The 23671-nt window shown below is 67.1% G+C and carries 19 protein-coding genes and 1 riboswitch; of the genes, 9 read left to right on the forward strand and 10 right to left on the reverse strand.

The annotated features are described in order from the left end of the window. Positions 1 to 29: 29 nt before the first annotated feature. Entirely contained in the window at positions 30 to 1277 is a 1248-nt protein-coding gene (locus ACVT6V_RS20185) for a DUF6986 family protein (protein ID WP_489895880.1), read from the reverse strand. After that, positions 1274 to 1729, reverse strand: coding sequence for a PaaI family thioesterase (locus ACVT6V_RS20190; protein ID WP_489895882.1), 456 nt, complete (start codon positions 1727 to 1729; stop codon positions 1274 to 1276). The genes ACVT6V_RS20185 and ACVT6V_RS20190 overlap by 4 nt, the downstream gene beginning before the upstream one ends. Positions 1730 to 2117: 388 nt before the next feature. Here ACVT6V_RS20190 and ACVT6V_RS20195 point away from each other — a divergent pair, with 388 nt between their 5' ends. The 9 genes from ACVT6V_RS20195 (at position 2118) to ACVT6V_RS20235 (ending at position 13654) form a co-directional block, all read left to right on the forward strand. After that, a complete protein-coding gene (locus ACVT6V_RS20195; protein WP_489895884.1) occupies positions 2118 to 2516 on the forward strand; it encodes a BlaI/MecI/CopY family transcriptional regulator in 399 nt (132 codons plus the stop codon). Between the two features lie 86 nt (positions 2517 to 2602). After that, the gene (locus ACVT6V_RS20200; RefSeq protein WP_489895886.1) at positions 2603 to 3562 is read left to right on the forward strand and encodes a M56 family metallopeptidase; all 960 of its coding nucleotides are present in this window, start codon (positions 2603 to 2605) and stop codon (positions 3560 to 3562) included. A gap of 54 nt (positions 3563 to 3616) precedes the next feature. Next, entirely contained in the window at positions 3617 to 5086 is a 1470-nt protein-coding gene (gndA, locus tag ACVT6V_RS20205) for an NADP-dependent phosphogluconate dehydrogenase (RefSeq protein WP_489895888.1), read from the forward strand. Between the two features lie 19 nt (positions 5087 to 5105). Then, a complete protein-coding gene (gene guaB1 / locus ACVT6V_RS20210; protein ID WP_489895890.1) occupies positions 5106 to 6539 on the forward strand; it encodes a GMP reductase in 1434 nt (477 codons plus the stop codon). A 3-nt stretch (positions 6540 to 6542) separates the two neighbouring features. After that, on the forward strand, positions 6543 to 7937 hold the full coding sequence (locus tag ACVT6V_RS20215; protein WP_489895892.1) for a hemolysin family protein: 1395 nt from the start codon (positions 6543 to 6545) through the stop codon (positions 7935 to 7937). Next, positions 7930 to 9006, forward strand: coding sequence for a hemolysin family protein (locus ACVT6V_RS20220; RefSeq protein ID WP_489895894.1), 1077 nt, complete (start codon positions 7930 to 7932; stop codon positions 9004 to 9006). The genes ACVT6V_RS20215 and ACVT6V_RS20220 overlap by 8 nt, the downstream gene beginning before the upstream one ends. 4 nt (positions 9007 to 9010) lie before the next feature. Further along, positions 9011 to 9916: a 3-methyladenine DNA glycosylase gene (locus tag ACVT6V_RS20225; RefSeq protein ID WP_489895896.1), complete on the forward strand. Its 906-nt coding sequence runs from the start codon at positions 9011 to 9013 to the stop codon at positions 9914 to 9916. Positions 9917 to 10035: 119 nt separating this feature from the next. Next, positions 10036 to 12240 carry a malate synthase G gene (locus ACVT6V_RS20230; protein WP_489895898.1) on the forward strand — a complete coding sequence of 735 codons (2205 nt, stop codon included), beginning with the start codon at positions 10036 to 10038 and terminating at the stop codon, positions 12238 to 12240. A gap of 148 nt (positions 12241 to 12388) precedes the next feature. Beyond that, a complete protein-coding gene (locus ACVT6V_RS20235; RefSeq protein WP_489900911.1) occupies positions 12389 to 13654 on the forward strand; it encodes a hypothetical protein in 1266 nt (421 codons plus the stop codon). On the opposite strand, the gene gcvP is transcribed toward ACVT6V_RS20235, so the two are convergent. The 8 genes from gcvP to secA2 all read right to left on the reverse strand — a co-directional run bounded on the left by gcvP (position 13651) and on the right by secA2 (position 23521). Next, the gene (gene gcvP / locus ACVT6V_RS20240; protein WP_489895900.1) at positions 13651 to 16521 is read right to left on the reverse strand and encodes an aminomethyl-transferring glycine dehydrogenase; all 2871 of its coding nucleotides are present in this window, start codon (positions 16519 to 16521) and stop codon (positions 13651 to 13653) included. The two genes, ACVT6V_RS20235 and gcvP, sit on opposite strands and share 4 nt — an antisense overlap. A 160-nt stretch (positions 16522 to 16681) precedes the next feature. Beyond that, positions 16682 to 16783: riboswitch (glycine riboswitch) on the reverse strand. 64 nt (positions 16784 to 16847) lie between these two features. Beyond that, a complete protein-coding gene (locus tag ACVT6V_RS20245) occupies positions 16848 to 17510 on the reverse strand; it encodes a MerR family transcriptional regulator (RefSeq protein WP_489895902.1) in 663 nt (220 codons plus the stop codon). Between the two features lie 247 nt (positions 17511 to 17757). Then, positions 17758 to 18264: a bifunctional nuclease family protein gene (locus ACVT6V_RS20250; protein ID WP_489895904.1), complete on the reverse strand. Its 507-nt coding sequence runs from the start codon at positions 18262 to 18264 to the stop codon at positions 17758 to 17760. Positions 18265 to 18381: 117 nt separating this feature from the next. Continuing rightward, positions 18382 to 19107, reverse strand: coding sequence for a transcriptional regulator FtsR (ftsR, locus tag ACVT6V_RS20255; protein ID WP_489900913.1), 726 nt, complete (start codon positions 19105 to 19107; stop codon positions 18382 to 18384). 4 nt (positions 19108 to 19111) lie between these two features. Further along, positions 19112 to 19567, reverse strand: coding sequence for a glycogen accumulation regulator GarA (gene garA / locus ACVT6V_RS20260; protein WP_489895906.1), 456 nt, complete (start codon positions 19565 to 19567; stop codon positions 19112 to 19114). 318 nt (positions 19568 to 19885) lie between these two features. After that, positions 19886 to 20290: a glycine cleavage system protein GcvH gene (gcvH, locus tag ACVT6V_RS20265; protein ID WP_489895908.1), complete on the reverse strand. Its 405-nt coding sequence runs from the start codon at positions 20288 to 20290 to the stop codon at positions 19886 to 19888. A 118-nt stretch (positions 20291 to 20408) separates the two neighbouring features. Continuing rightward, a complete protein-coding gene (locus ACVT6V_RS20270) occupies positions 20409 to 21023 on the reverse strand; it encodes a CDP-alcohol phosphatidyltransferase family protein (protein WP_489895910.1) in 615 nt (204 codons plus the stop codon). A 23-nt stretch (positions 21024 to 21046) separates the two neighbouring features. Next, positions 21047 to 23521: an accessory Sec system translocase SecA2 gene (gene secA2, locus ACVT6V_RS20275; protein ID WP_489895912.1), complete on the reverse strand. Its 2475-nt coding sequence runs from the start codon at positions 23519 to 23521 to the stop codon at positions 21047 to 21049. Positions 23522 to 23671 lie beyond the last annotated feature (150 nt).

The raw sequence follows: 23671 nt of genomic DNA on the forward strand, positions 1-23671 counted from the left end.
CGAGCGACACTCCCGGCCCGCAACCACGGTCAGGTCGGCAGACCGCCGCCGCTCGCGCGCAGTTCCGCCAGCCGCGCCGGTGTGCACAGTGGTGCGATCGCGACGACTTCGTCGATACCGAACGCTCCGGCGGCCGCGCCGCGCTCGAGGACCAGGGCCAGCGACAGGGCAGTCGCGGGCTCGTCGACGACATCGCCGGACTGTCGATCGAAATACGATTGCAGCCGCTGCGCCGCGGTCGGCATCGCCGACCGGAAGAATCCGATCACGGCAAGCCAGCGGGTCACCAGATGGCCCGGATGCATGTCCCAACCCTGGTAGATCCCGCGCTCGAGCGAACGCACCACCAGCCCGTGGTGCCGCCGCAGGGCCGAGTCGATCTGCTCCGGCGAGCCTGACGGCATGACCTGGGTGGATCCATCGCTGATCCAGACGCCGGTCTGTGCGGCCGCGGCCTGCATCACCGATTTCGCATGGTCGGCGACGGGGTGTGTCAAGGACTGCTGCGACGACACGATCCCGCAGGCGGCACTGTAGTCGTAGGTTCCGTAGTGCAAGCCGGTCAGACGGGGCGTGCCGCGGTGGATCGCCTCGGCGACGGTCGCCCGACCGTCGGGCCCGAGCACCGCCTGGGGGATCTCGACCTGCAGCTCATAGCGCAGCTGACCGTCGGGGAGGCCATGGGCGCGTTCGAATGCCGCACACAGGTGGTTGACCGCGTCGACCTGCCGTGGGTCTCGCAGCTTGGGCACCGTGAACACGAATCCGTCCGGGACACCGCCGGCAGCCTCCAGAACCAGTTCCAGCGAGCGCAGGCCGCGGGCGCGTTCACGCTCCCCCAGGCCTTTCGCCCGGACCCCGGCGCTGCGCGGCGCATGCGGTCGCATCTGCGTCCATTCGGCGAGGATCTCACCCGCGCGTCGTGCGTGCGCATCCTCGGTGGCGTCGTCGCGCCAGCCGTAGCCGTCTTCGAGGTCGATGCGCAGATCCTCGATAGGGTTGTCCTGCAGCCGCTTTCGGGCCAGTCCCACCACCTCGGAGCCATCTGGGGACAGTTCGGTGAGCAGGTCGAGCGTCGAGGTCGCCAGCACGCCGGCGGCCTCGCCCCACACGGTGGGCGTGGCGGACTCGACATCGGCCGCACTCACGTAGACGGTGTGCGCAGGCTGCGCGGAAGCGCGGTCTCCCGGATACCCCGCGGCCAGGTCGGCGTCGACGGGACGCAGGATCGCTTCCAGCTCTGCCCGTTCCCTGGCCGAGAGCGTGCCGCCCGTCATGGAGCGGGAGGGAAGGTCGGTACCTCGACCCCCTCGGGAAGTTCGATGTTCTGCAGCCGCACCTGAGACGCGGCGACCAGACGACCCTGATCGTCGGTCATCGTGACACGCCACAGTTGCTGCCGACGTCCACGGTGAATCGGTGTCGCGGCGACCGTCACCGTGCCCGAACTGACCGACTTGATGAAGTCGGTGTTGTTGTTGACGCCCACCGCGGTGCCGCCGATCCCGGTCGTCTGCAGCCAGGTGAAGGCGCTGCAACTGGCGACGCTCTCGGCCACCGCGCAGTAGACACCGCCGTGCACGATGCCGAAGGGCTGGTGATGCCTCTCGGACAGTTCGAGCGACGCGGTCACTCCGTCCGGCCCGACGTCGGTGAGTCGGAGCCCGAGTGAGGTGTCGAACCCGCGTTCGAAGGTGTCCTTGATCATCTGTTCACTGTCCACGCTCATACCCATGAGATTGTCACGGAAGCGCGACGGGGGCGTGTCCAGGTGGCGGGACCCGGTCTGCCGGCGGGCTGCCGGGTTCCTCCCCCGGGTATCACCAAACTCTCCACAAACATGTGGAGGAAGTGACGACGCCCGGAGGAGGAACCGAGCTGGGCTCGGCCCGAAACGGGGTCCGGGAACGGATGTGCCCCACGCCTCGTTGAGGAAGCGTGGGGCACATCCGTCGTGGACCGGGGGTCTCTGCAGCCCTCAGGACTCTCGCGCGGTCCGACGTGCCATCAACGTAGGGTAGCCTTACCAATATTGTCAAGCCGTGGCGCAGGCGAAGCGGAACCGGTCGGCGACGTAACGACGGTCGGCATGCACGGGTAGGAGAAGCAGAAGTAAAATGCGAAGAATGAATGGGCTGGGCGACCTCGAACGCGCTGTCATGGACACCTTGTGGGCGAGTTCGACGCCGCAGACGGTGCGACAGGTCCACGAAACGCTGTCACATGACCGTTCGCTGGCCTACACCACCGTCATGACGGTGCTGCAGCGGCTCGCGAAGAAGAATCTGGTCACCCAGATCCGTGACGACCGCGCTCACAAGTACGTGCCCACCCACCCTCGCGAGGACCTCGTGGCCAGCCTCATGGTCGATGCCCTGAGTGAAGCCGAGGCGCCGGGATCGCGGCATGCTGCGCTCGTCTCGTTCGTCGGGCGGGTCGGTGCCGACGAGGCCGCGGCTCTGCGTCACGCGCTCGATGAGCTCGAAGCGGCCCGCGGGACGCACGAGACAAGCTAGATTCGGCCCCACGACAAGTTCCACACAGAACCAGATCACCCCACCATCAGCAGCGATACCAGACAGCCCACTCAAGGACGTTTTCGATGACCGCGCTCTTCTTCGGCATCCTGACCTTGGCGCTGGTCGGCCCTGCCGCGGAGTCGTTGTCCCGCGCGTCCTGGCCGGTCAAGGCACCTCGGGCGGCGATGACGTTGTGGCAGGCGATAGCTCTTGCCGGCGTGCTGTCCGCGTTCAGTTGTGGCCTCGCCATCGCGTCGAACCTGCTCGCACCCGGTGAGGACGGCGCTCCCACCACCAACCCGCTGCACGAGATCGAGCGACTCGGTCTGCCGATGTGGCTCACCCTGGTCGGTGTGTTCGCGCTCACGCTCATGGTCGGCGCGCGCCTCATGTACACCGTGATCCGCGTGGGTGTCCGCACCAGGGCCCGCCGCTACGCCCACCGACAGCTCATCGACATCCTCGATCGCTGCGATCGCAGCGCGACGAGTGACAGGTCGCACCCGCTGTTCGCCAGCGACGTCCGCATGATCGACGTCGAGCAACCCCTCGCCTATTGCCTGCCCGGCCTGCGGCAGCGCGTGGTCATCAGCGAAGGCGTCGTCGCCCGCCTCTCCCGGGAGGAACTGACCGCCGTACTGACGCATGAACGTGCTCATCTCCGGGCGCGTCATGACCTCGTCCTCGAGGCGTTCATCGCGCTGCACGAGGCTTTCCCCCGGTTCGTCCGGAGCCGCTCGGCGCTCGGGGCCGTCGAACTTCTGGTCGAAGCCCTCGCCGACGATCAGGCCGTCCGGGCGACGGCCCCGACGACGCTGGGTCGCGCGCTCGTCGCATGTGCCGACGCGGTCGCCCCCCGCGGCGCGATGGCGGTCGGCGGACCAACGACGCTGGCCCGGATCCACCGACTCCGCGACGAGCAGCCCACCCGCCTGATCGCGCTGACCGCCTATGCCGCCGCCGCCGCGATCCTCGTCGTCCCGACGCTGGCGGTGGCGATTCCGTGGCTGACCGAACTCAGTCGACTGATCTCGGCGACATGAGTCGCGCCACCCTCCGGGTCGTGGGGCGATCGTCCACACAATAGGCTTGGTGCCATGACCACTCCCGCCTCATCCGGCTCTGCTTCCACCGACCCGACAAAGGCCCAGATCGGCGTGACCGGCCTCGCCGTCATGGGTTCGAACATTGCCCGCAACTTCGCCCGCAACGGCTACACGGTCGCCCTGCACAACCGGAGCATCGCCAAGACCGACGCGCTGCTCGAGAAGCACGGCGGGGACGGTTCCTTCATCCGCACCGAATCGATGGCGGAGTTCGTCGCCGCGCTCGAGCGACCGCGGCGGGTCCTGATCATGGTGAAGGCCGGTGACCCGACCGATGCGGTGATCGAGGAACTCGCCGACCTCATGGAGGACGGCGACATCATCATCGACGGCGGGAACTCGCTGTACACCGACACCATCCGCCGCGAGGCCGCGATGTCCAAGCGCGGACTCAACTTCGTCGGCGCAGGTATCTCCGGTGGAGAGGAGGGCGCTCTGAACGGTCCGTCGATCATGCCGGGCGGGCCCAAGGAGTCCTACGAGTCGCTCGGCCCGCTGCTGGAGCAGATCTCCGCGCACGTCGACGGTGAACCGTGCTGCACCCACATCGGCCCGGACGGTTCGGGACACTTCGTGAAGATGGTCCACAACGGCATCGAGTATGCCGACATGCAGCTCATCGGCGAGGCCTACGACCTCATGCGCAAGGCCCTGGACCTGCCCGTCTCGGAGATCGCCGACGTGTTCCGCGAGTGGAACTCCGGCGACCTCGACAGCTACCTGGTCGAGATCACCGCAGAGGTGCTCTCCCAGGTCGACGCCGAGACCGGCAAGCCGCTCGTCGATGTGATCGTCGACGCCGCGGGCCAGAAGGGCACCGGCCGCTGGACCGTGAAATCGGCCTTGGACCTGGGTATCCCGACAACCGGTATCGCGGAGGCCGTGTTCGCGCGGGCACTGTCCAGCGCCACCGATCAGCGCAAGCAGGCGCAAGGTCTCGAGTCGGGCACCCTCGCGGCCGCGCCCACCGACAAGAAGACCTTCATCGACGACATCAACAAGGCGCTCTACGCGTCCAAGGTGGTCGCCTACGCCCAGGGCTTCGACCAGATCGCCGCCGGCAGCGCCGAGTACGACTGGGACGTCCACCCCGGTGACCTCGCCACCATCTGGCGGGGCGGCTGCATCATCCGGGCCAAGTTCCTCAATCGCATCCGGGACGCGTATGCCGAGAATCCGGACCTGCCGAGCCTGCTGCTCGCCCCGTACTTCCGCAGCGCCGTCGAGGACGCGGTGGACAGCTGGCGGCGAGTGGTCGCGACGGCCACCACGATGGGCATCCCAGTCCCCGCGTTCGCATCGTCGCTCGCCTACTATGACGCGCTGCGCAGCGAGCGGCTCCCCGCCGCCCTCACCCAGGGACTGCGCGACTTCTTCGGCGCGCACACCTATCAGCGCATCGACAAGCCGGGCACCTTCCACACATTGTGGAGTGACGACCGGTCCGAAGTGACTGCGTGAGAGGAGCGCTCGAAACATCGTGCAATTCCTGGAAGGCCATGCGCCCACCCACGATCTGACCTACGACGACTTGTTCATCGTGCCGAACCGGTCGGATGTCGCCTCGCGATTCGACGTCGACATGTCCACGAGTGACGGTAGCGGCACGACGATCCCGATCGTGGTGGCCAACATGACCGCCGTCGCGGGCAAACGCATGGCCGAGACGGTGGCACGACGGGGCGGATTGGTCGTTCTGCCCCAGGACCTGCCGATCTCGGCGGTCGCCGCGTCGATCGACTACGTCAAGACACGGCACCTCGTCGCCGACACCCCGGTGACGCTGACCGCCGAGGACTCCGTGTCGGACGCGCTGGCGCTGATACCCAAGCGTGCGCACGGTGCGGCCGTCGTCGTCGACGACGGCCGTCCGATCGGCGTCGTGACCGAGAAGCGCTGCCGCGACGTCGATCGTTTCGCCCGGGTGCGCGATGTCCTCGATCCCGACATCGTCACGCTGCCGGCCGACACCGCACCCCGCGAGGTCTTCGACGCCCTGGGTGACCTGCATCTCGGTCTGGCCGTGCTGGTCGACGACACCGGGCGGCTGGCCGGGGTGGTGACACGCCTCGGCGCGCTGCGGCAGGGTATCTATCGCCCGAACACCGACGCCGACAACCGGTTGCGCATCGCGACCGCCGTCGGTATCAACGGCGACGTCGTCGGCAAGGCCAAGGCGCTGGCCGCCGCGGGTGCAGATCTACTCGTGATCGACACCGCCCACGGCCATCAGGAGAAGATGCTCACGGCACTCGAGGCGGTGGCGGCCGCCGATCCCGGCGTGCCCATCGCCGCAGGCAACGTCGTGTCCGCGCAGGGCACCCTCGACCTGATCAACGCAGGTGCCTCGATCATCAAGGTAGGCGTCGGTCCGGGCGCGATGTGCACCACACGAATGATGACCGGTGTCGGGCGGCCACAGTTCTCCGCGGTCGCCGAGTGTTCGGCGGTGGCCCGTGAACACGGGGCACACGTCTGGGCCGACGGTGGCGTCCGGCATCCGCGCGACGTGGCGCTGGCCATCGCGGCCGGTGCGTCCAACGTGATGATCGGCTCGTGGTTCGCGGGCACCTACGAATCGCCCGGCGACCTGCAACAGGATGCGGACGGGCGTTACAAGGTGAGCTTCGGGATGGCGTCCAAGCGAGCCGTCGCCGCCCGGTCCGCCACCGACAGCGCCTACGACCTCGCACGCAAGTCGCTGTTCGAGGAAGGGATATCGAGTTCGCGAATCCGCATCGATCCCGAGCGGCCCAGCGTCGAGGACCTCATCGACCACATCTGTTCGGGTGTTCGCAGCACCGCGACCTACACCGGCGCCCGGACGCTGGGCGAACTCCATGACAAGGTCGTGCTCGGCATCCAGTCGGCAGCCGGATTCGCCGAAGGACGACCCCTGCCGGGTGGGTGGTGACGGGTGGAGACCCTCCTCCTCGTCGCCAGCCTCATCGGTTTCATCGCGCTCACCCTGGGCACCGCGGTCTTCGTCGCCGCAGAATTCTCGCTGACCGCGCTCGAACGGTCCACGATCTCCGACGACGTGGCCACTCGGGCCGACCGTCGGTCCCGCCTCGTCCAACGTGCGCATTCGACCCTTTCGTTCCAGCTGTCCGGCGCCCAGCTCGGCATCACCATCACCACCCTGATCACCGGCTACATCGCCGAACCGGTCCTGGCGCGGATCTTCAACCCGGCCCTGACCGGGCTCGGCCTCAGCGATTCGGCCGCGTCGGGCGTGTCACTGGCACTCGCCCTGATCCTCGCGACGTCGTTGTCGATGGTGCTCGGCGAGTTGATCCCCAAGAACCTCGCGATCGCCAAGCCGCTCGCGGTGGCCCGCGCCACCGCCGGCGTCATGACGATCTTCTCCGCCGCGTTCCGGTGGGCGATCAACGGGCTCAACGGCTCGGCCAACTGGCTGGTCCGCCGGTTGGGCATCGAACCGGCCGAGGAGTTGCGATCTGCGCGATCCCCGCAGGAACTCGTCTCGCTGGTACGGAATTCGGCCCGTCAGGGCTCCATCGACCCCGGCACCGCCGCGCTCGTCGACCGATCGCTCAAGTTCGGCGAACTCACCGCCGAGGATCTGATGACGCCGCGGGTGACCGTCGAATGCCTCGACCGCGAGGACAACATCCGCGACCTCGTCATGGCGTCGTCGCGGACCGGTCATTCCCGGTTTCCGGTCGTCGTCGACGGCGACCTCGACGACCTGGTCGGCGTCGTCCACATCAAACAGGCATTCACGGTTGCACCCGAACGCGCCGCCGACACCACGGTCGCGTCGATCGCGCGCAACGTGCCGCGGGTACCGGCGAGCCTCGACGGCGATGCCCTGATGGAACGTATCCGCGCGGACGGGATGGAGCTGTGTGTGGTGATCGACGAGTACGGCGGGACCGCCGGCATCGTCACCACCGAGGATCTGATCGAGGAGATCCTCGGTGATGTCGTCGACGAGCACGACCACGAACGCGCCGACATCGCCGAGGACGGCGACGGCTACCTGTGCTCCGGACTGCTGCGCATCGACGAGGTCTTCGAGGCGACCGGCTATCGGGCCCCGGAGGGTTCCTACGACACGCTCGGCGGACTGGTCATGTTCTGCCTGGGCCGGATCCCCTCGGCCGGCGACACCGTGGATCTGCCGAATCGTTCGTCGGTCGGCGACGGAGACGACGACGAAGAGGACACGCCCATGCCGGGCACGGAGACCGTCTGGCGCGCGACCGTGACGCAGATGGACGGCAGGCGCGTCGACGTGGTGTCACTGCGACCGGTCACCGATCCGGCGGGACCCGCGGATGAGTGATGTCTGGGCCGTACTGCTGACCGTCGTGCTGCTGGGCGGCAACGCCTTCTTCGTCGGCGCCGAGTTCTCCCTGATCTCCGCACGCCGCGATCGTCTCGAGGCACTCGAGGACGCCGGCAAGAAGCGCGCACGAACCGTGATCCGGGCCAGTGAACGTCTGTCGCTGATGCTGGCCGGGGCGCAATTGGGCATCACCATCTGTTCGATCCTGCTCGGCCGCGTCGGTGAACCCGCGGTGGCACATCTGATCGAGAAACCGCTGGACCTCGCTCATGTGCCGGAGGCCCTGTTACATCCGATCTCCTTCGCCATCGCGCTGTCGCTGGTCGTGGTGCTGCACATCCTGATCGGCGAGATGGTGCCGAAGAACATCGCGCTCGCCGGGCCGGAGCGGTCGGCCATGCTGCTGGTCCCCGCTCACCTCATGTTCCTCCGGCTGGCCCGACCGCTGATCGCCTTCTACAACTGGCTCGCCAACATCTCGCTGCGTCTGATGCGGGTGGAACCCAAGGACGAACTCGCCTCGAGCGTGTCACCGGGCGAGTTGGCGCAGATGCTCGGCGAATCGAAGCAGGAGGGTCTCATCGACGCCGAGGAACACGAACGGCTGACGCGTGCCCTGCAGTCGGTGAGCCGGATGGTGAGCGAGGTGATGATCCCGCTCGACCAGCTGCACAGTGTCGCCGTCGAGGTCGACGCGGCGACAGGCGGCACCGGCCCCACCCTCGGCTCCGTCGAACATGCGGTCAGCGACACCGGGTTCTCCCGCTTCCCGGTGCGCGGACCCGACGGCACGTTCACCGGCTACCTGCACCTCAAGGACATCCTCGACGACATCCTCGACGAGCGGATCGGCCCCGACACCATCATCGGTATCGACAAGGTGCGCACCCTGCCGGTCATCGCGTCGACGACCCCACTCGACGAGGCGACCGCGGCGCTGCGCCGGACCACCGCACACCTCGGAGCGGTGGTCGACGACAGCGGCCGTACCGTCGGCATCGTCGCGATGGCCGATCTGGTCGAAGAGTTCGTCGGCACCGTCCGCGACGAGACGCACCGGGTGTGAGCTCATGACCGCCTCCACCGCCTCCCGAGAAGTGCAGCGCCGACTGCACCGGTCCGAGTGGCACGCCCTGCGTGACGCTCACCGTGCCCGCGTGGACGAGCTGATCGGACCTTATCTGCGCGCCCGGCGAACCGGCGTGAAACATCCGGTGATCGACTTCCTGTTCACCTACTACGCATCCCGACCGGGCCACGTCCGCCGGTGGCATCCCGGGTACGGCGTCGCCCTCGACGGCGGGGATGAGTACCTGAGCCTGCGCGGGTACCGGCGGGTCGAGACGGGGACCGATCACCACGGTGTGAGCGTCGACCCGGCATACCTGCGGCGTCGCGTCGGCGCGCTCGAGGCCACATCGGCGCTGCTGCGGGCCACCGCCTCGCGTCCCGCTCATCTGAGCTGCTTCGGTCTGCATGAATGGGCGATGGTCTATCGGACCGCGGACACCCGCCATCAGATCCCACTGCGCCTCGGTCCCACCGGCACCGACGCGGTCGTCGAGGACATGTCGTTGCGGTGCACGCACTTCGACGCATTCCGTTTCTTCACTCCGCAGGCGCGCGGGCGCAACTCCGACGAACTGTCCCGGGAACGCCAACTCGCCGATGAACAGCCCGGCTGTCTGCACGCGACGATGGATCTCTACCGAGTCTGCTTCACACTGGCGCCGCTGCTCGAATCCGACCTGACCCTCGCCTGTTTCGAATTGGCGCTGCGGGCACGCGAACTCGACATGAGGGCGAGCCCGTACGACCTGCGCGACCTCGGCTATGAACCCGTCGCGATCGAGACCCCGGCCGGCCGTGCACACTACGTCCGTGAGCAGGTGGCGATCGCAGCAGACGGCGCGGTCCTGCGCGAGGCGATCATTCACCGTTGTACCGAGCTGTCGAGCCTCCCGCTGGTCGAGTAGCCGACGAGCGTAGCGAGGAGATGTATCGAGACCCTCCCGACCCGAGCCACCACCTGCCGAAGCGCTGATTACCGGCGAGTAGCATGTAGGGGTCGATTCATCGCTGGAGAAAGGCTGTCATGTCTGACCGGATCAACGTCAACGGGCTACAGGTCGCTTCCGTCCTGTACGACTTCATCAACAACGAGGCGTTGCCCGGCACCGGTGTAGACCAGGACGCCTTCTGGGCCGGTGCGGCATCGGTCATCTCCGATCTCGCACCCCGCAACCGCGAGCTCCTCGGGGTCCGCGACGACCTGCAGGCCAAGATCGATCAGTGGCACCGTGACAACAAGGGCGAGTTCGACTTCGACGCCTACAAGTCGTTCCTGACCGAGATCGGATATCTGGCCGAGGTTCCCGCCGATTTCCAGGTCGGCACCGAGAACGTCGACCGGGAGATCTCCGAGACCGCCGGACCGCAGCTCGTCGTCCCCGTGCTCAATGCGCGCTTCGCCCTCAACGCGTCGAATGCGCGCTGGGGTTCGCTGTACGACGCGCTCTACGGCACCGACGCGATCCCGGAAACCGACGGCGCCGAGAAGGGCACCTCGTACAACAAGGTGCGCGGTGACAAGGTGATCGCCTACGCCAAGGACTTCCTGGACAAGGCGGTCCCGCTCGAACAGTGCAGCTACTCCGACGTCACCGCCTTCGCGGTGGTCGACTCGGCGTTGCAGGTCACCCTCGCCGAGGGCAAGACATCGTCGTTGGCCGACCCGTCAGCGTTCGCCGGATACCGCGGCGAGCCGAGCGCACCGACGTCGATCCTGTTGCGCAACAACGGTCTTCATCTCGACATCGAGATCGACGCCGAGTCGCCCATCGGCACGACCGACCCGGCAGGCATCAAGGATGTGGTCGTCGAGTCGGCGATCACCACGATCATGGACTTCGAGGACTCGGTGGCCGCCGTCGATGCCGACGACAAGGTCCTCGGCTATCGCAACTGGCTCGGCCTGAACAGAGGGGATCTCGCCGAAGAGGTCACCAAGGGCGGCAAGACGTTCACGCGTGTGCTCAACCCCAACCGCGACTACCTCGCGCCGGACGGATCGTCGTTCGACCTGCACGGCCGTTCCCTGCTGTTCGTCCGCAACGTGGGTCACCTGATGACCAACCCGGCCGTCCTCGACGCCGACGGCAACGAGGTGCCCGAGGGCATCCTCGACGGCCTGTTCACCTCGCTGATCGGCATCCATGGGATGAACGGTGCCGGAAGCGAAGCGACCGGGCCGGGTGTCTCCGCCGAGGGGCTGCAGAACTCCCGCACCGGCTCGATCTACATCGTGAAGCCGAAGATGCACGGCCCCGACGAGGTCGCCTTCACCGTCGAGCTCTTCGACCGCGTCGAGAAGGTCCTCGGCCTGCCGGAGAACACGCTCAAGGTCGGCATCATGGACGAGGAGCGCCGGACCACCGTCAACCTCAAGGCCTGCATCAAGGCCGCTGAGGATCGCGTGGTGTTCATCAACACGGGCTTCCTCGACCGCACCGGCGACGAGATCCACACCTCCATGGAAGCCGGCGCGATGATCCGCAAGGGCGAGATGAAGCAGCAGAAGTGGATCGCGGCCTACGAGGATTTCAACGTCGACACCGGTCTGGCCGCCGGCCTGCAGCACAAGGCGCAGATCGGCAAGGGCATGTGGGCCATGCCCGACCTGATGGCCGACATGCTCGAGCAGAAGATCGGTCATCCCAAGGCCGGCGCGACCACCGCCTGGGTGCCGTCGCCGACCGCGGCGACGCTGCACGCCCTGCACTATCACCTCGTCGACGTGTTCGAAAGGCAGGACGAGATCGCCAAGCGCGACCCGGCGTCCGTCGACGACATCCTGACCATCCCGCTCGCACCGAAGACCGACTGGTCGGCCGAGGAGAAGAAGGAGGAACTGGACAACAACTGCCAGTCCATCCTCGGCTACGTGGTGCGCTGGATCGATCAGGGCGTCGGCTGCTCCAAGGTCCCCGACATCCACGACATCGCGTTGATGGAAGACCGCGCGACGCTGCGGATCTCCAGCCAGCTCCTGGCGAACTGGCTGCACCACGGGATCGTCACCACCGAGGACATCGTCGCCGCGCTCGAGCGGATGGCACCGGTCGTCGACCGGCAGAACTCGGGGGATGCGTCCTATCGGCCGATGGCCCCGGACTTCGACTCGAGCATCGCCTTCCAGGCGGCCAAGGAGCTGATCCTCGAAGGCGCGAAGCAGCCCAGTGGCTACACCGAGCCGATCCTGCATCGCAAGCGGCGGGAATTCAAAGCCGCCAACGCCTGATCGGCCGGTGTTCCGCGCTGCGCAGCGGTGCGCATTGTCGCCACCATGGTGTCGTCGGTCCTGATGTCCGCTATCGTCGTCGTTTGTCACCCCGGTCACAACCGGACCGGGGTGACAGATGACGGACCGAGCTGCGGAAGGCGGGGGGTTGGCACACCATCGGAGTACTGACGGCCGCTCATCGGGGCGTGGACGCGGAGTCAGTCGAGGTCTGGTCGGCTCCCTGTTGGGGGTGGTGCTCGTCGCCGCCCTCGTCGTGGTGTGGGTTCAGCTCGGCGACCACATCGACCGGCAGGGTGATCAGGCCGCGGCGAACTGCGTGGAAGGCAGGACCACGGTGCCCGTCATCGCCGACCCCGACATCGCCGCTGCACTGGGCACCATCGCTCAGGAATACTCGAAGACCGATCCCGTCGTGCGCGATCATTGCATCGCCGTCGAGGTGCGCCCTGGTGACGCCAAGATCACCCTCGACGGCCTCGCCGGCACGTGGGACACCGCCTCACTCGGCGCGTACCCGGCGGCGTGGATGCCACAGTCCTCGATCTGGGCGGCCGACCTCATGACCGCACGGCCCGACATCGTCGACGGCGATCCCAGATCGCTGGTCAGCTCGCCGGTCGTGCTGGCCACGGCGCCACAACTCGCTTCCGCCTTCGACGGCAATCTCGATTGGCGCCAACTACCGACCCTGCAGCAACGCGATTCGAGCCTGGGCGACGTCGGACTCGGCAGCTGGGGATCGATTCGCCTCTCGATGCCCACCGGGGCGCAATCCGACGCGACTGCCCTCGCCGCCCAGGCGGTGGCGATGCAGGTCACCCGAACCACCGGGACGCTCACCGAACAGGACGCGAGTTCACCCCGGGTGGAATCCAGTGTCGAGGCCATGCTCTCGGGTGCCCCGCAGTCGCCCGACGGCTCGCCGGTCGGGGCGGCCCGGTTGATCGCCGACGCCGACGACCCGGCCACCGCGTCCATCCATGCGGTCGCCATCACCGAACAGTCCCTGTACCAGCTCACCCGCGCCGACACGACGCAGCGGCTCGCCGAGGTCATCCCGGGCGGTCCGACGCCCATCGCCGACTACCCCATCATCCGGCTCACCGGACCCGACGTGGCGCCCGAGCAGACCGACGCCGTCGCCGAGTTCGTCGAGTTCGCGAGTCAGCCGGAGCAGCTGAAGAAACTCACCGGGCTCGGGTTCCGCGGCGACGCGCCGATGCCGGCGAAGACCGCGACTGTCGGGTTCCCGGTCACCGACGACCCGATGCCCAACCCCGAGACCGCCGCCACCGTCACGATCAATCGACTCGTGTACGGCCCCGACAGCGGCCCGCCCATTGCGCCGAAACCGTCGGCCCCGGCATCCTCGACCGAACCCGCCGCGACGAGCCCCGCGGCCGGAGGCTAGTCGCTGAACGCCTCGACCGGCGGGCAGCTGCAGACCAGGTTCCGGTCGCCGTAGGTGCCGTCGATGCGTCGCACCGCCGGCCACACCTTGGCCCGCGCGCCCGCCGACGGCAATCCCTGCGGATACACCGCGACCTCCCGCGAGTAAAGGTGATCCCAGTCCGCGACGAGAGCCTCCGCGGTGTGCGGTGCATTGCGCAGCGGGTTGTCGTCGGCCGGCCACTCCCCGGCCCCGACCCGATCGATCTCGGCGCGGATGGCGATCATCGCCTCGCAGAAGGCGTCGAGCTCATCGAGGTTCTCACTCTCGGTGGGTTCGACCATCAACGTGCCGGCCACCGGGAAACTCATCGTCGGGGCGTGGAACCCATAGTCCGCCAAGCGCTTTGCCACGTCGTCCACCGTGACACCGGTGGCCTTGGTCAACGGCCGCAGATCGAGGATGCACTCGTGGGCCACGAATCCGTTCTCGCCCGCATACAGCACCGGAAAATGATCGGCCAGTCGCCGGGCGATGTAGTTGGCCGACGCGATCGCGGTCAGCGTCGCCCGACGCAGGCCGTCTGCGCCCATCATGGCGATGTAGGCGTACGTGATCGGCAGGATCGAGGCCGACCCGTACGGGGCGGCCGAGATCGTTCCCTCATCGGGCAGGTCGTCGGCCAACGGATGTCCGGGCAGGAATGGCGCGAGGTGTTCACCGACGGCGACCGGTCCGACGCCCGGGCCGCCCCCACCGTGTGGGATGCAGAACGTCTTGTGCAGGTTCAGATGGCTGACGTCGCCGCCGAAGCGTCCAGGTCGGGCCACGCCGACCAGCGCGTTCAGGTTCGCGCCGTCGACGTAGACCTGGCCGCCGGCGTCATGGACCGCGGCGCAGATCTCCTCGATGTCATGCTCGAACACACCGTGCGTCGACGGGTAGGTGATCATGATGGCCGCCAGCGCATCCCTGTGCTTGCCGATCTTGGCGCGCAGGTCATCGACGTCGACGTCACCGTTCTCCCGGCAGGCGACCACGACGACCCGCAGACCGGCCATCACAGCTGACGCGGCGTTGGTTCCGTGGGCGCTCGAGGGGATCAGACACACGTCACGTTCGACGTCCCCACGGCTGACGTGGTAGCGCCGGATGGCGAGCAGGCCCGCATACTCGCCCTGCGAGCCGGCATTCGGCTGGACGCTGACGCGGTCGTATCCGGTGATGGCGACCAGCCAGTCCTCGAGGGTCGAGATGAGTTCACGGATGCCGACCGTATCCGACGACGGAGCGAACGGGTGCAGACGCGCGAAACCGGGCCAGGTGATCGGCTCCATCTCGGCCGTGGCGTTGAGCTTCATCGTGCACGACCCCAGAGGAATCATGCTGCGGTCCAGGGCGATGTCCTTGTCCGAGAGCCCGCGTAGGTACCGGAGCATCGCGGTCTCGGTGCGGTAGCGGTTGAACGCCGGATGCGTGAGGAACTCGCTGCGGCGGGTCTCGATCGGCTGGGAGAACGCATGGCTCCGCACACCTTCCGCGCTGAAGGCGCGCAGAACCGCTGCGAGGTCGTCTCCCGATGTCGTCTCGTCGCAGGCGATGCCGATGGTGTCGGCGTCGATCAGCCGGAGATTGATGTTGCCGTCGCGCTTGGCGTGGGCCACCACAGCCGCGGCCTGACCCGGCGCCCGAACCACGATGGTGTCGAAGAACGAGGAGTGTGCCACGGAGAACCCTGCGACCGTCAGGCGATCCGCCAGGAACACCGCGGCGTCGTGAACGCGTCGTGCGATGGCACGCAGACCGTCGGCGCCGTGATAGGACGCGTACATTGCGGCGACGATCGCCAGCAAGACCTGCGCAGTGCAGATGTTGCTGGTCGCCTTCTCCCGACGGATGTGCTGTTCGCGGGTCTGCAGCGCGAGCCGGTAGGCGAGGTTGCCGTCGGCGTCCTTGGAGACGCCGACCAATCGGCCCGGCAGCTGCCGCGCGTGCGCGGAGTGGACCGACAGAAAGCCGGCGTGCGGTCCGCCGAATCCCATCGGCACCCCGAATCGCTGCGTGGTGCCGAAACAGACGTCGGCGCCGGCCTCGCCCGGTGGGATGATGAGGGTGAGCGCCAACAGATCCGCGCCGACGGCGACGAGCGCGCCGGCCTCGTGCGCCGCGGCGATGATCGGCGCGACATCGAGGATGCGGCCGGAGGCGCCGGGCGTCTGCAGCACCACACCGAAAAAATCACCGTCGGGCAGACCACACCCGGGCATCGCGGGATGCAACGACGCCTCGACCACCTCGATGCCGAGTGGTTCTGCGCGTGTCTCGATCAGCGCGCGGGTCTGCGGGAACAGATCGGTGTCGACCACCAAGCGGGACGAACGCGACTTGCCGGCGCGACGCATCAAGGTCATCGCCTCGGCCGCCGCGGTCGCCTCGTCCAGCATCGACGCGTTGGCCACCTCCATGGCGGTCAGATCGGCGACCATCGTCTGGAAATTGAGCAGCGCCTCGAGGCGCCCCTGACTGATCTCGGGCTGGTACGGCGTATATGCGGTGTACCAGGCTGGGTTCTCCAGCACGTTGCGCAGGATCACCGGTGGCGTGAACGTGTCGTAGTAGCCCAACCCGATCATCGACCGCGCCACCACGTTCCGTGCGGCGAGTTCGGCGAGTCGGTCATGGACGCTCTGCTCGGAGATGGCGTCGGGCAGCGCGGCCAGCCCGTTGGCGCCCGGGTCGTCGGCGATCACGGCCGGCACGACTTGCCGGGCCAGATCGTCGAGGGTGGGCACGCCGATTTCGGCGAGGATGCGCTCGGTCTCGTCGGCGTCGGGTCCGACGTGGCGGTCGACGAACTCGGCCGGCTCGGTGTGGGGAGTGGCGGACATGACGGGCTACCTCTCGGCGGTCTGCGGCCCTCCCCCTCTGTCATGTTCGTCGGTCCGCTCGCGGACACCGAAACGCCTGAGAGATTCGGCCGGCCCGCTGTGGGCCGACCTTTCACCGTGGGCGGACCCGGGTCACCCCGGGTCACTTTCCAGAGACGCCGTCAACATCACGGTCCTGGGTGCCTGAGAGTTTGACGAGGAGGTGTTGCTCCTTCGGCGGCCACCTCGAACCCGATCGGTGGCTCTCTCCCGCAACGCAGCGACGTCCAGCCAGTATACGTCGATGCCCGGGCACCGCAGTGCACGCGGGAGGTGAGCGGGCTGCCTCAGCCGGTACGGCGGGTGCGGCTCTTGCGACGTGCGGCCAGTTCGTCCTCCGGAGCGGTTTCGGTCACACCTCCGTCGGCGCGCTCGCCCGGGAAATCTGCGATGGTGCCGGTCAATTCGCGCATGGCTCCGCTGACCGCGATGCCGAAAACGCCCTGACCGCCCTGAAGCAGGTCGACGACCTCCTCGGCCGACGTGCACTCGTAGACGGTGGTGCCATCGGAGAAGAGGGTGATGCGGGCGAGGTCCTCGACGCCACGCTTGCGCAGATGGTCCACCGCCACGCGGATGTTCTGCAGCGAGATCCCGGTGTCGAGCAGTCGCTTCACGATCTTGAGGACGAGGATGTCCTTGAACGAGTAGAGACGCTGGCTCCCCGAGCCGGCCGCACCGCGGATCGACGGCACGACGAGTGAGGTCCGGGCCCAGTAGTCGAGCTGGCGGTAGGTGATGCCGGCGATCTGACACGCGCTCGGCACCCGGTAGCCGATGAGTTCATCCGGCACGGTGTCGTTCGGGAACAGTCCCGGCGCGATGTCGTCGAGGCTGCCCTGGGTTGCCGTACCGGGACGGACATCGCGGCTGTCACCATCGCGGGTATCACTGCCAGGCGACCCCTCCGTCGGTGACGTCACCTCGTCGTCGAACGGCTCATCGCCCACTGCAGACTCCCTCGCAACGCCTGGATCGACTCGACAGACACCGAACCCCGGGCGTGAGCCTCGAGGACTGGTTCAACAGTACGCGCCTGACGGACGATCATCCTCCGTCCCCGCTGAAATCGGGAGACGTGTCGACGGTAGGTTGCTCTCGAGAACCAATCAACGCGACGCGCCCGCGAGCCTCAACCTCAACTTGAGATCGAGCAAATGGTGACCTCGCGGTGCCCATTCCGTGACCATTCGCGGCTCATGCGCCGCCACTGGCCTTGAAATCGTCCGGGGACACGTTGTCGAGGAATTCTTTGAACTTCTCGACCTCGTCTTCCTTGGCATCCGCCGGTGCGCCCGCGTCACCGTCCTCGTCGGGGATCAACAATCCTGCTTCGGTGAGGACGTCCTCATCGGCGATGATGGGCACCCCGGCCCGCATGGCGACGGCGATCGAATCAGACGGTCGCGCCGACACACGTAGATCGTCGCCGAAGACCATCTCCGCGTAGAAGGTGCCTTCCTGCATGTCGACGATCCGAACCTCGCGCAGGGTCTGGCCGAACTCGACGATCAGATTCACGATCAGGTCATGTGTCAGCGGCCGAGGCGGCTCGATCCCCTTTTGCTGCAGCGCAATCGACGCGGCTTCACTCTGCCCGATCCAGATCGGCAGATAGCGTTCACCCTCGACCTCGCGCAGTAACAGCACGGGCTGGCTCTGCGGCGGCTCGACCCGAATGCCCACGACTCGCATCTCGCCCATCTGGCACCCGCCTCCTCATGATCGCCGGATAGTTGACGTCGGCCGACTCGCTGCGGCCGAACCGCTGATCACGACGCTACACCGCATCGGGACCCCACGAGGGCCGCCGAATACCGATCAGTCGAGCACTCCCCGAACCGCAGCCTTGACCAATTGCGTGTGCAGTGTGACCGACAATGCGGCGATCTCGCGAACCAGCTCTTCGGCCCGATCGCGGGCCCCGGTGCCCTTGCCCTTGGCGATCGGGCTGGCGATCTGGGCGACCAGTCCGGCCTCACGATCCGCGGACACCTTGAACGCTCTCAGGTGCCGAGTCTCCACCCCATAGTTCGCCAGGGCGGCAGCGGCCTCGACCAGTCGCACCGCATCCTCGTCGTAAAAACCGGCGGGTCCCGAGATCAGCAACCCATTACGCTGCAGTTCGGTGACGAAGGCCGAGTCGACACCCGTCCGCTCGATGAGCGCCTCGCGGGAGACCCGTCCACCCCGGGCGCCGAAGTCGGTGGCCGGCGCGACCGCGGTCCGGGCGGATGACAGCAACCGGGTGCCGCCGGCACCCGCACCACCGTCGCCACCGTCGATCGCGTCGAGCTGCTCTTTGATCACTTTGAGCGGCAGATAGCGATCACGCTGAGCGGTCAGCACGAACCGCAGTCGTTCGACGTCGGACGAACTGAACCGGCGATACCCCGACGGCGCCCGCTCGGGCGTGATCAACCCCTCGGATTCCAGGAATCGGATCTTCGAGATCGTGACGTCCGGGAAGTCCTCCCGCAGCAGCGCGAGGACCGACCCGATGGACATCGATCCTTCGCCGCGCTGCCCCGCCGACGACGCCGTCACGGGGTCAGGCGCCCGCTTGGCCGTCGCGCGGGCCACTCAGGAAGACGAGGCGGAACTTGCCGATCTGCACCTCGTCGCCGTTGCTCAGCTGGGCCGTGTCGACCGGTTCGCGGTTCACGTAGGTCCCGTTGAGGCTGCCCACGTCGACGACCTGGAACTCGTTGTCGCCAAGCCGGAATTCCGCGTGACGTCGGCTGACGGTCACATCGTCGAGGAAGATGTCGCTGTCCGGGTGCCGGCCGGCCGAGGTCGTCGCCTGATCGAGCAGGAAGCGCGATCCCGCATTGGGACCACGCTTGACGACAAGCAGCGCCGTGCCGGGCGAGAGCCTCTCCACCCCGGTGTCGGCGGGTTCACTCGAGGCGACGGCTCCGGAATCGAGTTCGGAGATGAACTCCTCCCGGAAAACCGATGTGGTCTCCACCGGCGCCTCAAGGTCCTTGTCGTTATCGCTCACCACTTCTCCTTCGTCTGTCTCTGTGCCCGAGAGCCTCGGCGTCCCCACATCCGGCGGTCCCGGACGGACACGCGAACCGCGTGACCATGCGCTGGCGGTGCCGGTGCATCTTCATCGTGCTCGGGCCTCCGGCTCGCCGACTTCGTCGGACATCGAACCGGACCTGCTGTGAGTAACCGTACCGTGTCGCGGTTGCCACACGGGTGATCGAGTCGACCAGAACACCGACGATCATAGTCGCTGCGCCCTGCTCGACATTCCGCTTACGGGTCGGGCGTTGTCGGCTTGTTACTCCCCGGTCCGACCGGGCAGCAACAAGCGTCAGGCGTCGATGACCCCGCGATAGCCGTCCGCGTCGAGAGTCTCCGCGAGCGCCGCATCCAGGGCCCCCTCGTCTGCCATGCTGATCACGACCAGCCAGCCTGATCCGTAGGGATCAGAGTTCACCAGTTCCGGTGACGACTCGAGCTCTCCGTTGATCTCCGACACCGTACCGTCGAGTGGGCCGTAGATGTCCGAGACACTCTTGGTGGATTCCACCTCGGCGAACGACTCGCCGTGCTCGACGGCGTCGTCGACGGCCGGGAGTTGGACGAAGACGACGTCTCCGAGCGCGTCCTGGGCGAAGTCGGTGATGCCCACTCGCACCGTTGTGGGGCCCGTTCTCTCCACCCATTCGTGCTCTGCCGTGTAGCGCAGCGTTGCGGGCACATCGGTTTCGGTCACTGTCGCACCTTTCTGGTCGGAGGCGACAAAACTGCGAACTTCTTCAAACGCAGGACTTTAGGTCATCTGTACCCGGATCGTCGGGCGGGTCGCCCGATTGCCCCGAATCCGTCGGCGATCACGAGCCGGCAGCCACCCGTGGCATACGACGGACGACCAACAGCGTCTGGTAGGCGTACAGCAGGAACGACCAGAGGTACAGGCCCACACCCCAGATCATGAACGCCCACCCGACCGGGTATGCGATCGTGCCCACCACCGAATCGAGTTGTCCCGCAAGCAACCACGGGAACGCGCTCATCAGGGCAAAGGTTGCGGCCTTGCCGATGTAGAGCACCGGCAGCGCCACCAGTCCACGAGAGCGCAGCAGTGGGGCGGTCGCGAACAACGCGAGATCTCTGCCGATGATCACCGCGATCAACCACCACGGCACGAACTCGCGGATCCCGAACGCGATCGGGATGATGACGATGTAGAGCCGGTCCGCCGCCGGGTCCAGCAGCGCCCCGATCTTCGACGACTGGTTCAGCCATCGTGCGAGCTTTCCGTCCGCCCAGTCGGAGAACCCGGAGAACACCAGGATCGCGAACGCCCACCCGTCGGACTTCTGCACCAGCAACAACCAGAGAAACACCGGGATCAGGGCCAGACGCAGCACGCTCAGCGCGTTGGGCACCGTCAGCAACCCGCTGTCGCGGGGCGTCGGCCCCGTCTGGCTGTCGACCGGTTCCACGGCCTCGGCTCCCCCGCCGGAACTCACCGGAAGATGCCGATGATGCCCTGCAAGGTCTTCGCCCCACCCGACGAGAACAGATTGTCGTGCACCATGTACGTCCACGTGGTCGTCGACCGATGCAGATCCGCGGTACCGAGGTCCACACCGTCATTCGTGATCGATGCCTCGCGGAACGTCTCGCACGCCTTGTCGAGCGCGTGGCCCGGGAGGGTGGCGAACTCGTCCAGGATCAGCTTGTGGAACTCGTCGAGCGGGCTCTGCTTGCCCAACGACCGCAGGTGGATGCTCGCGCGTACGTCGGAGACGAAGGCGAGGTGGTCGGCCCACGCCCGGTCGAGGTGATACAGCATGATCTCGCGGGCCGCCTGCGCCAACACGTCCTTCTCGACGGGCTCGGTCGGGGCGACCGGTTCGGTCTGGGTCTGTTCGGTCTCGACCGGTCCGGTCTCGGCCTGTGTGGTTGTCTCGCCAGCGCCGTCGGTCGGACCACTCTCGTCCATCGACGCCTCGGCGTCATCGGCCGAGCCGTGGTCGGTGGATTCGGATTCGACCGCGGGCGATGTCGCCGTCCCGATCAGTTGCGCGTAGCGCTCGGGTTCACGCTCTTGCAATTCGTCGAGTGCGAGGTCGGTGGTGAGGATCTGCATCCGGCGGGCGACGATGATGTCGCGCTGCTGGTTCACCAGCTTGTTGTACCGCCAGGTGTTGGCATGCAACTCGAGCATGACGCCCTCGGCGACGCGCTGGGCCTGCTCGATCAGGTCGATGCCCTTGGCACCCATCGACCCGTCGTCGGCCTGCGACACCGGGTCGCGCTTGAAGGCGAGGTTCTTGGTGACGACCGGGTCCTCGACGCTGGAGAAGAAGACCGACCGGCCCGGATCACCCTGCCGGCCCGCACGGCCTCGCAGCTGATTGTCGAGGCGTTCGGTGTCATGCCGGCCGGTGCCGATCACGCAGAGCCCGCCGAGTTCCACGACGTCGGTGCGCGCGTCGTCATCGTCGGCGGAACCGCCGAGCCGGATATCCGTTCCGCGGCCCGCCATCTGGGTCGAGACGGTCACCGCACCACGCACGCCCGCCTCAGCGATGATCTTGGCCTCTTCGGCGTCGTTCTTCGCGTTGAGCACCACCGGTGGGACGCCGGCCTTGTCCAGGAAGTAGGCGAGCTCCTCGGACTCGGCCACGTCGTGCGTGCCGATCAGGATCGGCTGTCCGGTCTCATGGATCTCCTTGACGTAGGCGACGATCGCCTCGACCTTGTTGGCCTTCGTGTCATAGACCCGATCTGCCTCGTCCTCACGGATGTTGGCCGTGTTCGGCGGGATCTGCGAGACGAGCAGGTCGTAGAACTGCCGGAACTGTTCGCCGGCGGCGAGCGCGGTGCCGGTCATGCCGCACACCTTGGGATACCGACCGATCAGAGCCTGCACGGTGATCGTGTCGATCACCTCGCCCGAATCGGTCTGGCTGAGTCCCTCCTTGATCTCAACCGCGGCCTGTACGCCGTCCGGCCAACGCTGCAGCTGGGCCACCCGTCCGCGCGACGCGTTGATCAGGTGCACGCCGCCGTCGCGAACGATGTAGTGGACGTCGCGCTCGAGCAGGTAGTGCGCGTGCATCGCGATGTTGATGTGCACGAGGGTCGTGCCGACATGCTCTTCGTCGTAGAGGTCGATCCCGCCGAGTTCCTCCTCGACGAACGCTGCGCCCTCCTCGGTGAGGGTCACGTTGCGGCCGTCGGTGTCGACCTCGTAGTGCTTGTTCTTCATCCGCGCGACGACGTCGTGGATGGCCTGATCGGGAACCTCGGCCTCGGTCGACCCGGCGAGAACCAGCGGCACGAGCGCCTCGTCGACCAGCACCGAATCGGCCTCGTCGATGATCGCCACGTCGGGTGTCGGTGACACCAGATCGTCCGCGGAGAGCGCCAGCTGATCGCGCAGCACGTCGAACCCGATCTCGTTGACCGACCCATAGGTGATGTCGGCGGCGTAGGCCGCCTTGCGGTCGCCACGATCGGAATTCTCCGACACCGCTTTCGCGGTCAGACCGAACGCCGCGAACAATGGCGCCATCCACTCGGCATCGCGCGTGGCGAGGTAGTCGTTCACCGAGATGACGTGGACCCGATGTCCCTGCAGCACATATCCGATGGCCGCGATCGCACCCGAGAGGGTCTTGCCCTCACCGGTCGCCATCTCGACGATGTCGCCCTCGAGCAGACGGAGTGCGCCCTGTAGCTGCACATCGAACGGGCGCATATCCAGTGTCCGGTCGGCGGCCTCACGAACCAGGGCGAGAAACCTTGCTCGATCGCCATGGTCGGAACCGATGTCGAGTTTCTGCGCCTCCGCCCCGAACGCGTCGTCGTCGAGACCGGTCGCCCAGGTGGTGTGCCGATCGGCTTCCTTGATCAACGCAACCGACTTCGATTGGTTGCGGGACGACTGAGAACCCAGGAGTCGCCACATACTGTTGCTCAGCTTGCCCACCGAAACACTTCTCCTCCACTTGTGCGTGTCGCGCATGTGTACTGGTCGCGGCACCGATCTCACGGCGACGGGCGTGGCTGCGCGGCCCGCCCGAACCGACCGCGGGTGCCCCGAGGTCGCCGTCCACGGTACGCGTCACGAGACCGCTGT

This window comes from Gordonia sp. LMA167 (assembly GCF_058130025.1).

Bases quoted from the DNA above. Each gene is read 5' to 3' on its own strand.
- ACVT6V_RS20185 (WP_489895880.1), bottom strand. From the start codon at position 1,277: ATGACGGGCGGCACGCTCTCGGCCAGGGAACGGGCAGAGCTGGAAGCG.
- ACVT6V_RS20190 (WP_489895882.1), bottom strand. From the start codon at position 1,729: ATGAGCGTGGACAGTGAACAGATGATCAAGGACACCTTCGAACGCGGG.
- ACVT6V_RS20195 (WP_489895884.1), top strand. From the start codon at position 2,118: ATGCGAAGAATGAATGGGCTGGGCGACCTCGAACGCGCTGTCATGGAC.
- ACVT6V_RS20200 (WP_489895886.1), top strand. From the start codon at position 2,603: ATGACCGCGCTCTTCTTCGGCATCCTGACCTTGGCGCTGGTCGGCCCT.
- gndA (WP_489895888.1), top strand. From the start codon at position 3,617: ATGACCACTCCCGCCTCATCCGGCTCTGCTTCCACCGACCCGACAAAG.
- ACVT6V_RS20220 (WP_489895894.1), top strand. From the start codon at position 7,930: ATGAGTGATGTCTGGGCCGTACTGCTGACCGTCGTGCTGCTGGGCGGC.
- ACVT6V_RS20225 (WP_489895896.1), top strand. From the start codon at position 9,011: ATGACCGCCTCCACCGCCTCCCGAGAAGTGCAGCGCCGACTGCACCGG.
- ACVT6V_RS20230 (WP_489895898.1), top strand. From the start codon at position 10,036: ATGTCTGACCGGATCAACGTCAACGGGCTACAGGTCGCTTCCGTCCTG.
- gcvP (WP_489895900.1), bottom strand. From the start codon at position 16,521: ATGTCCGCCACTCCCCACACCGAGCCGGCCGAGTTCGTCGACCGCCAC.
- ACVT6V_RS20250 (WP_489895904.1), bottom strand. From the start codon at position 18,264: ATGGGCGAGATGCGAGTCGTGGGCATTCGGGTCGAGCCGCCGCAGAGC.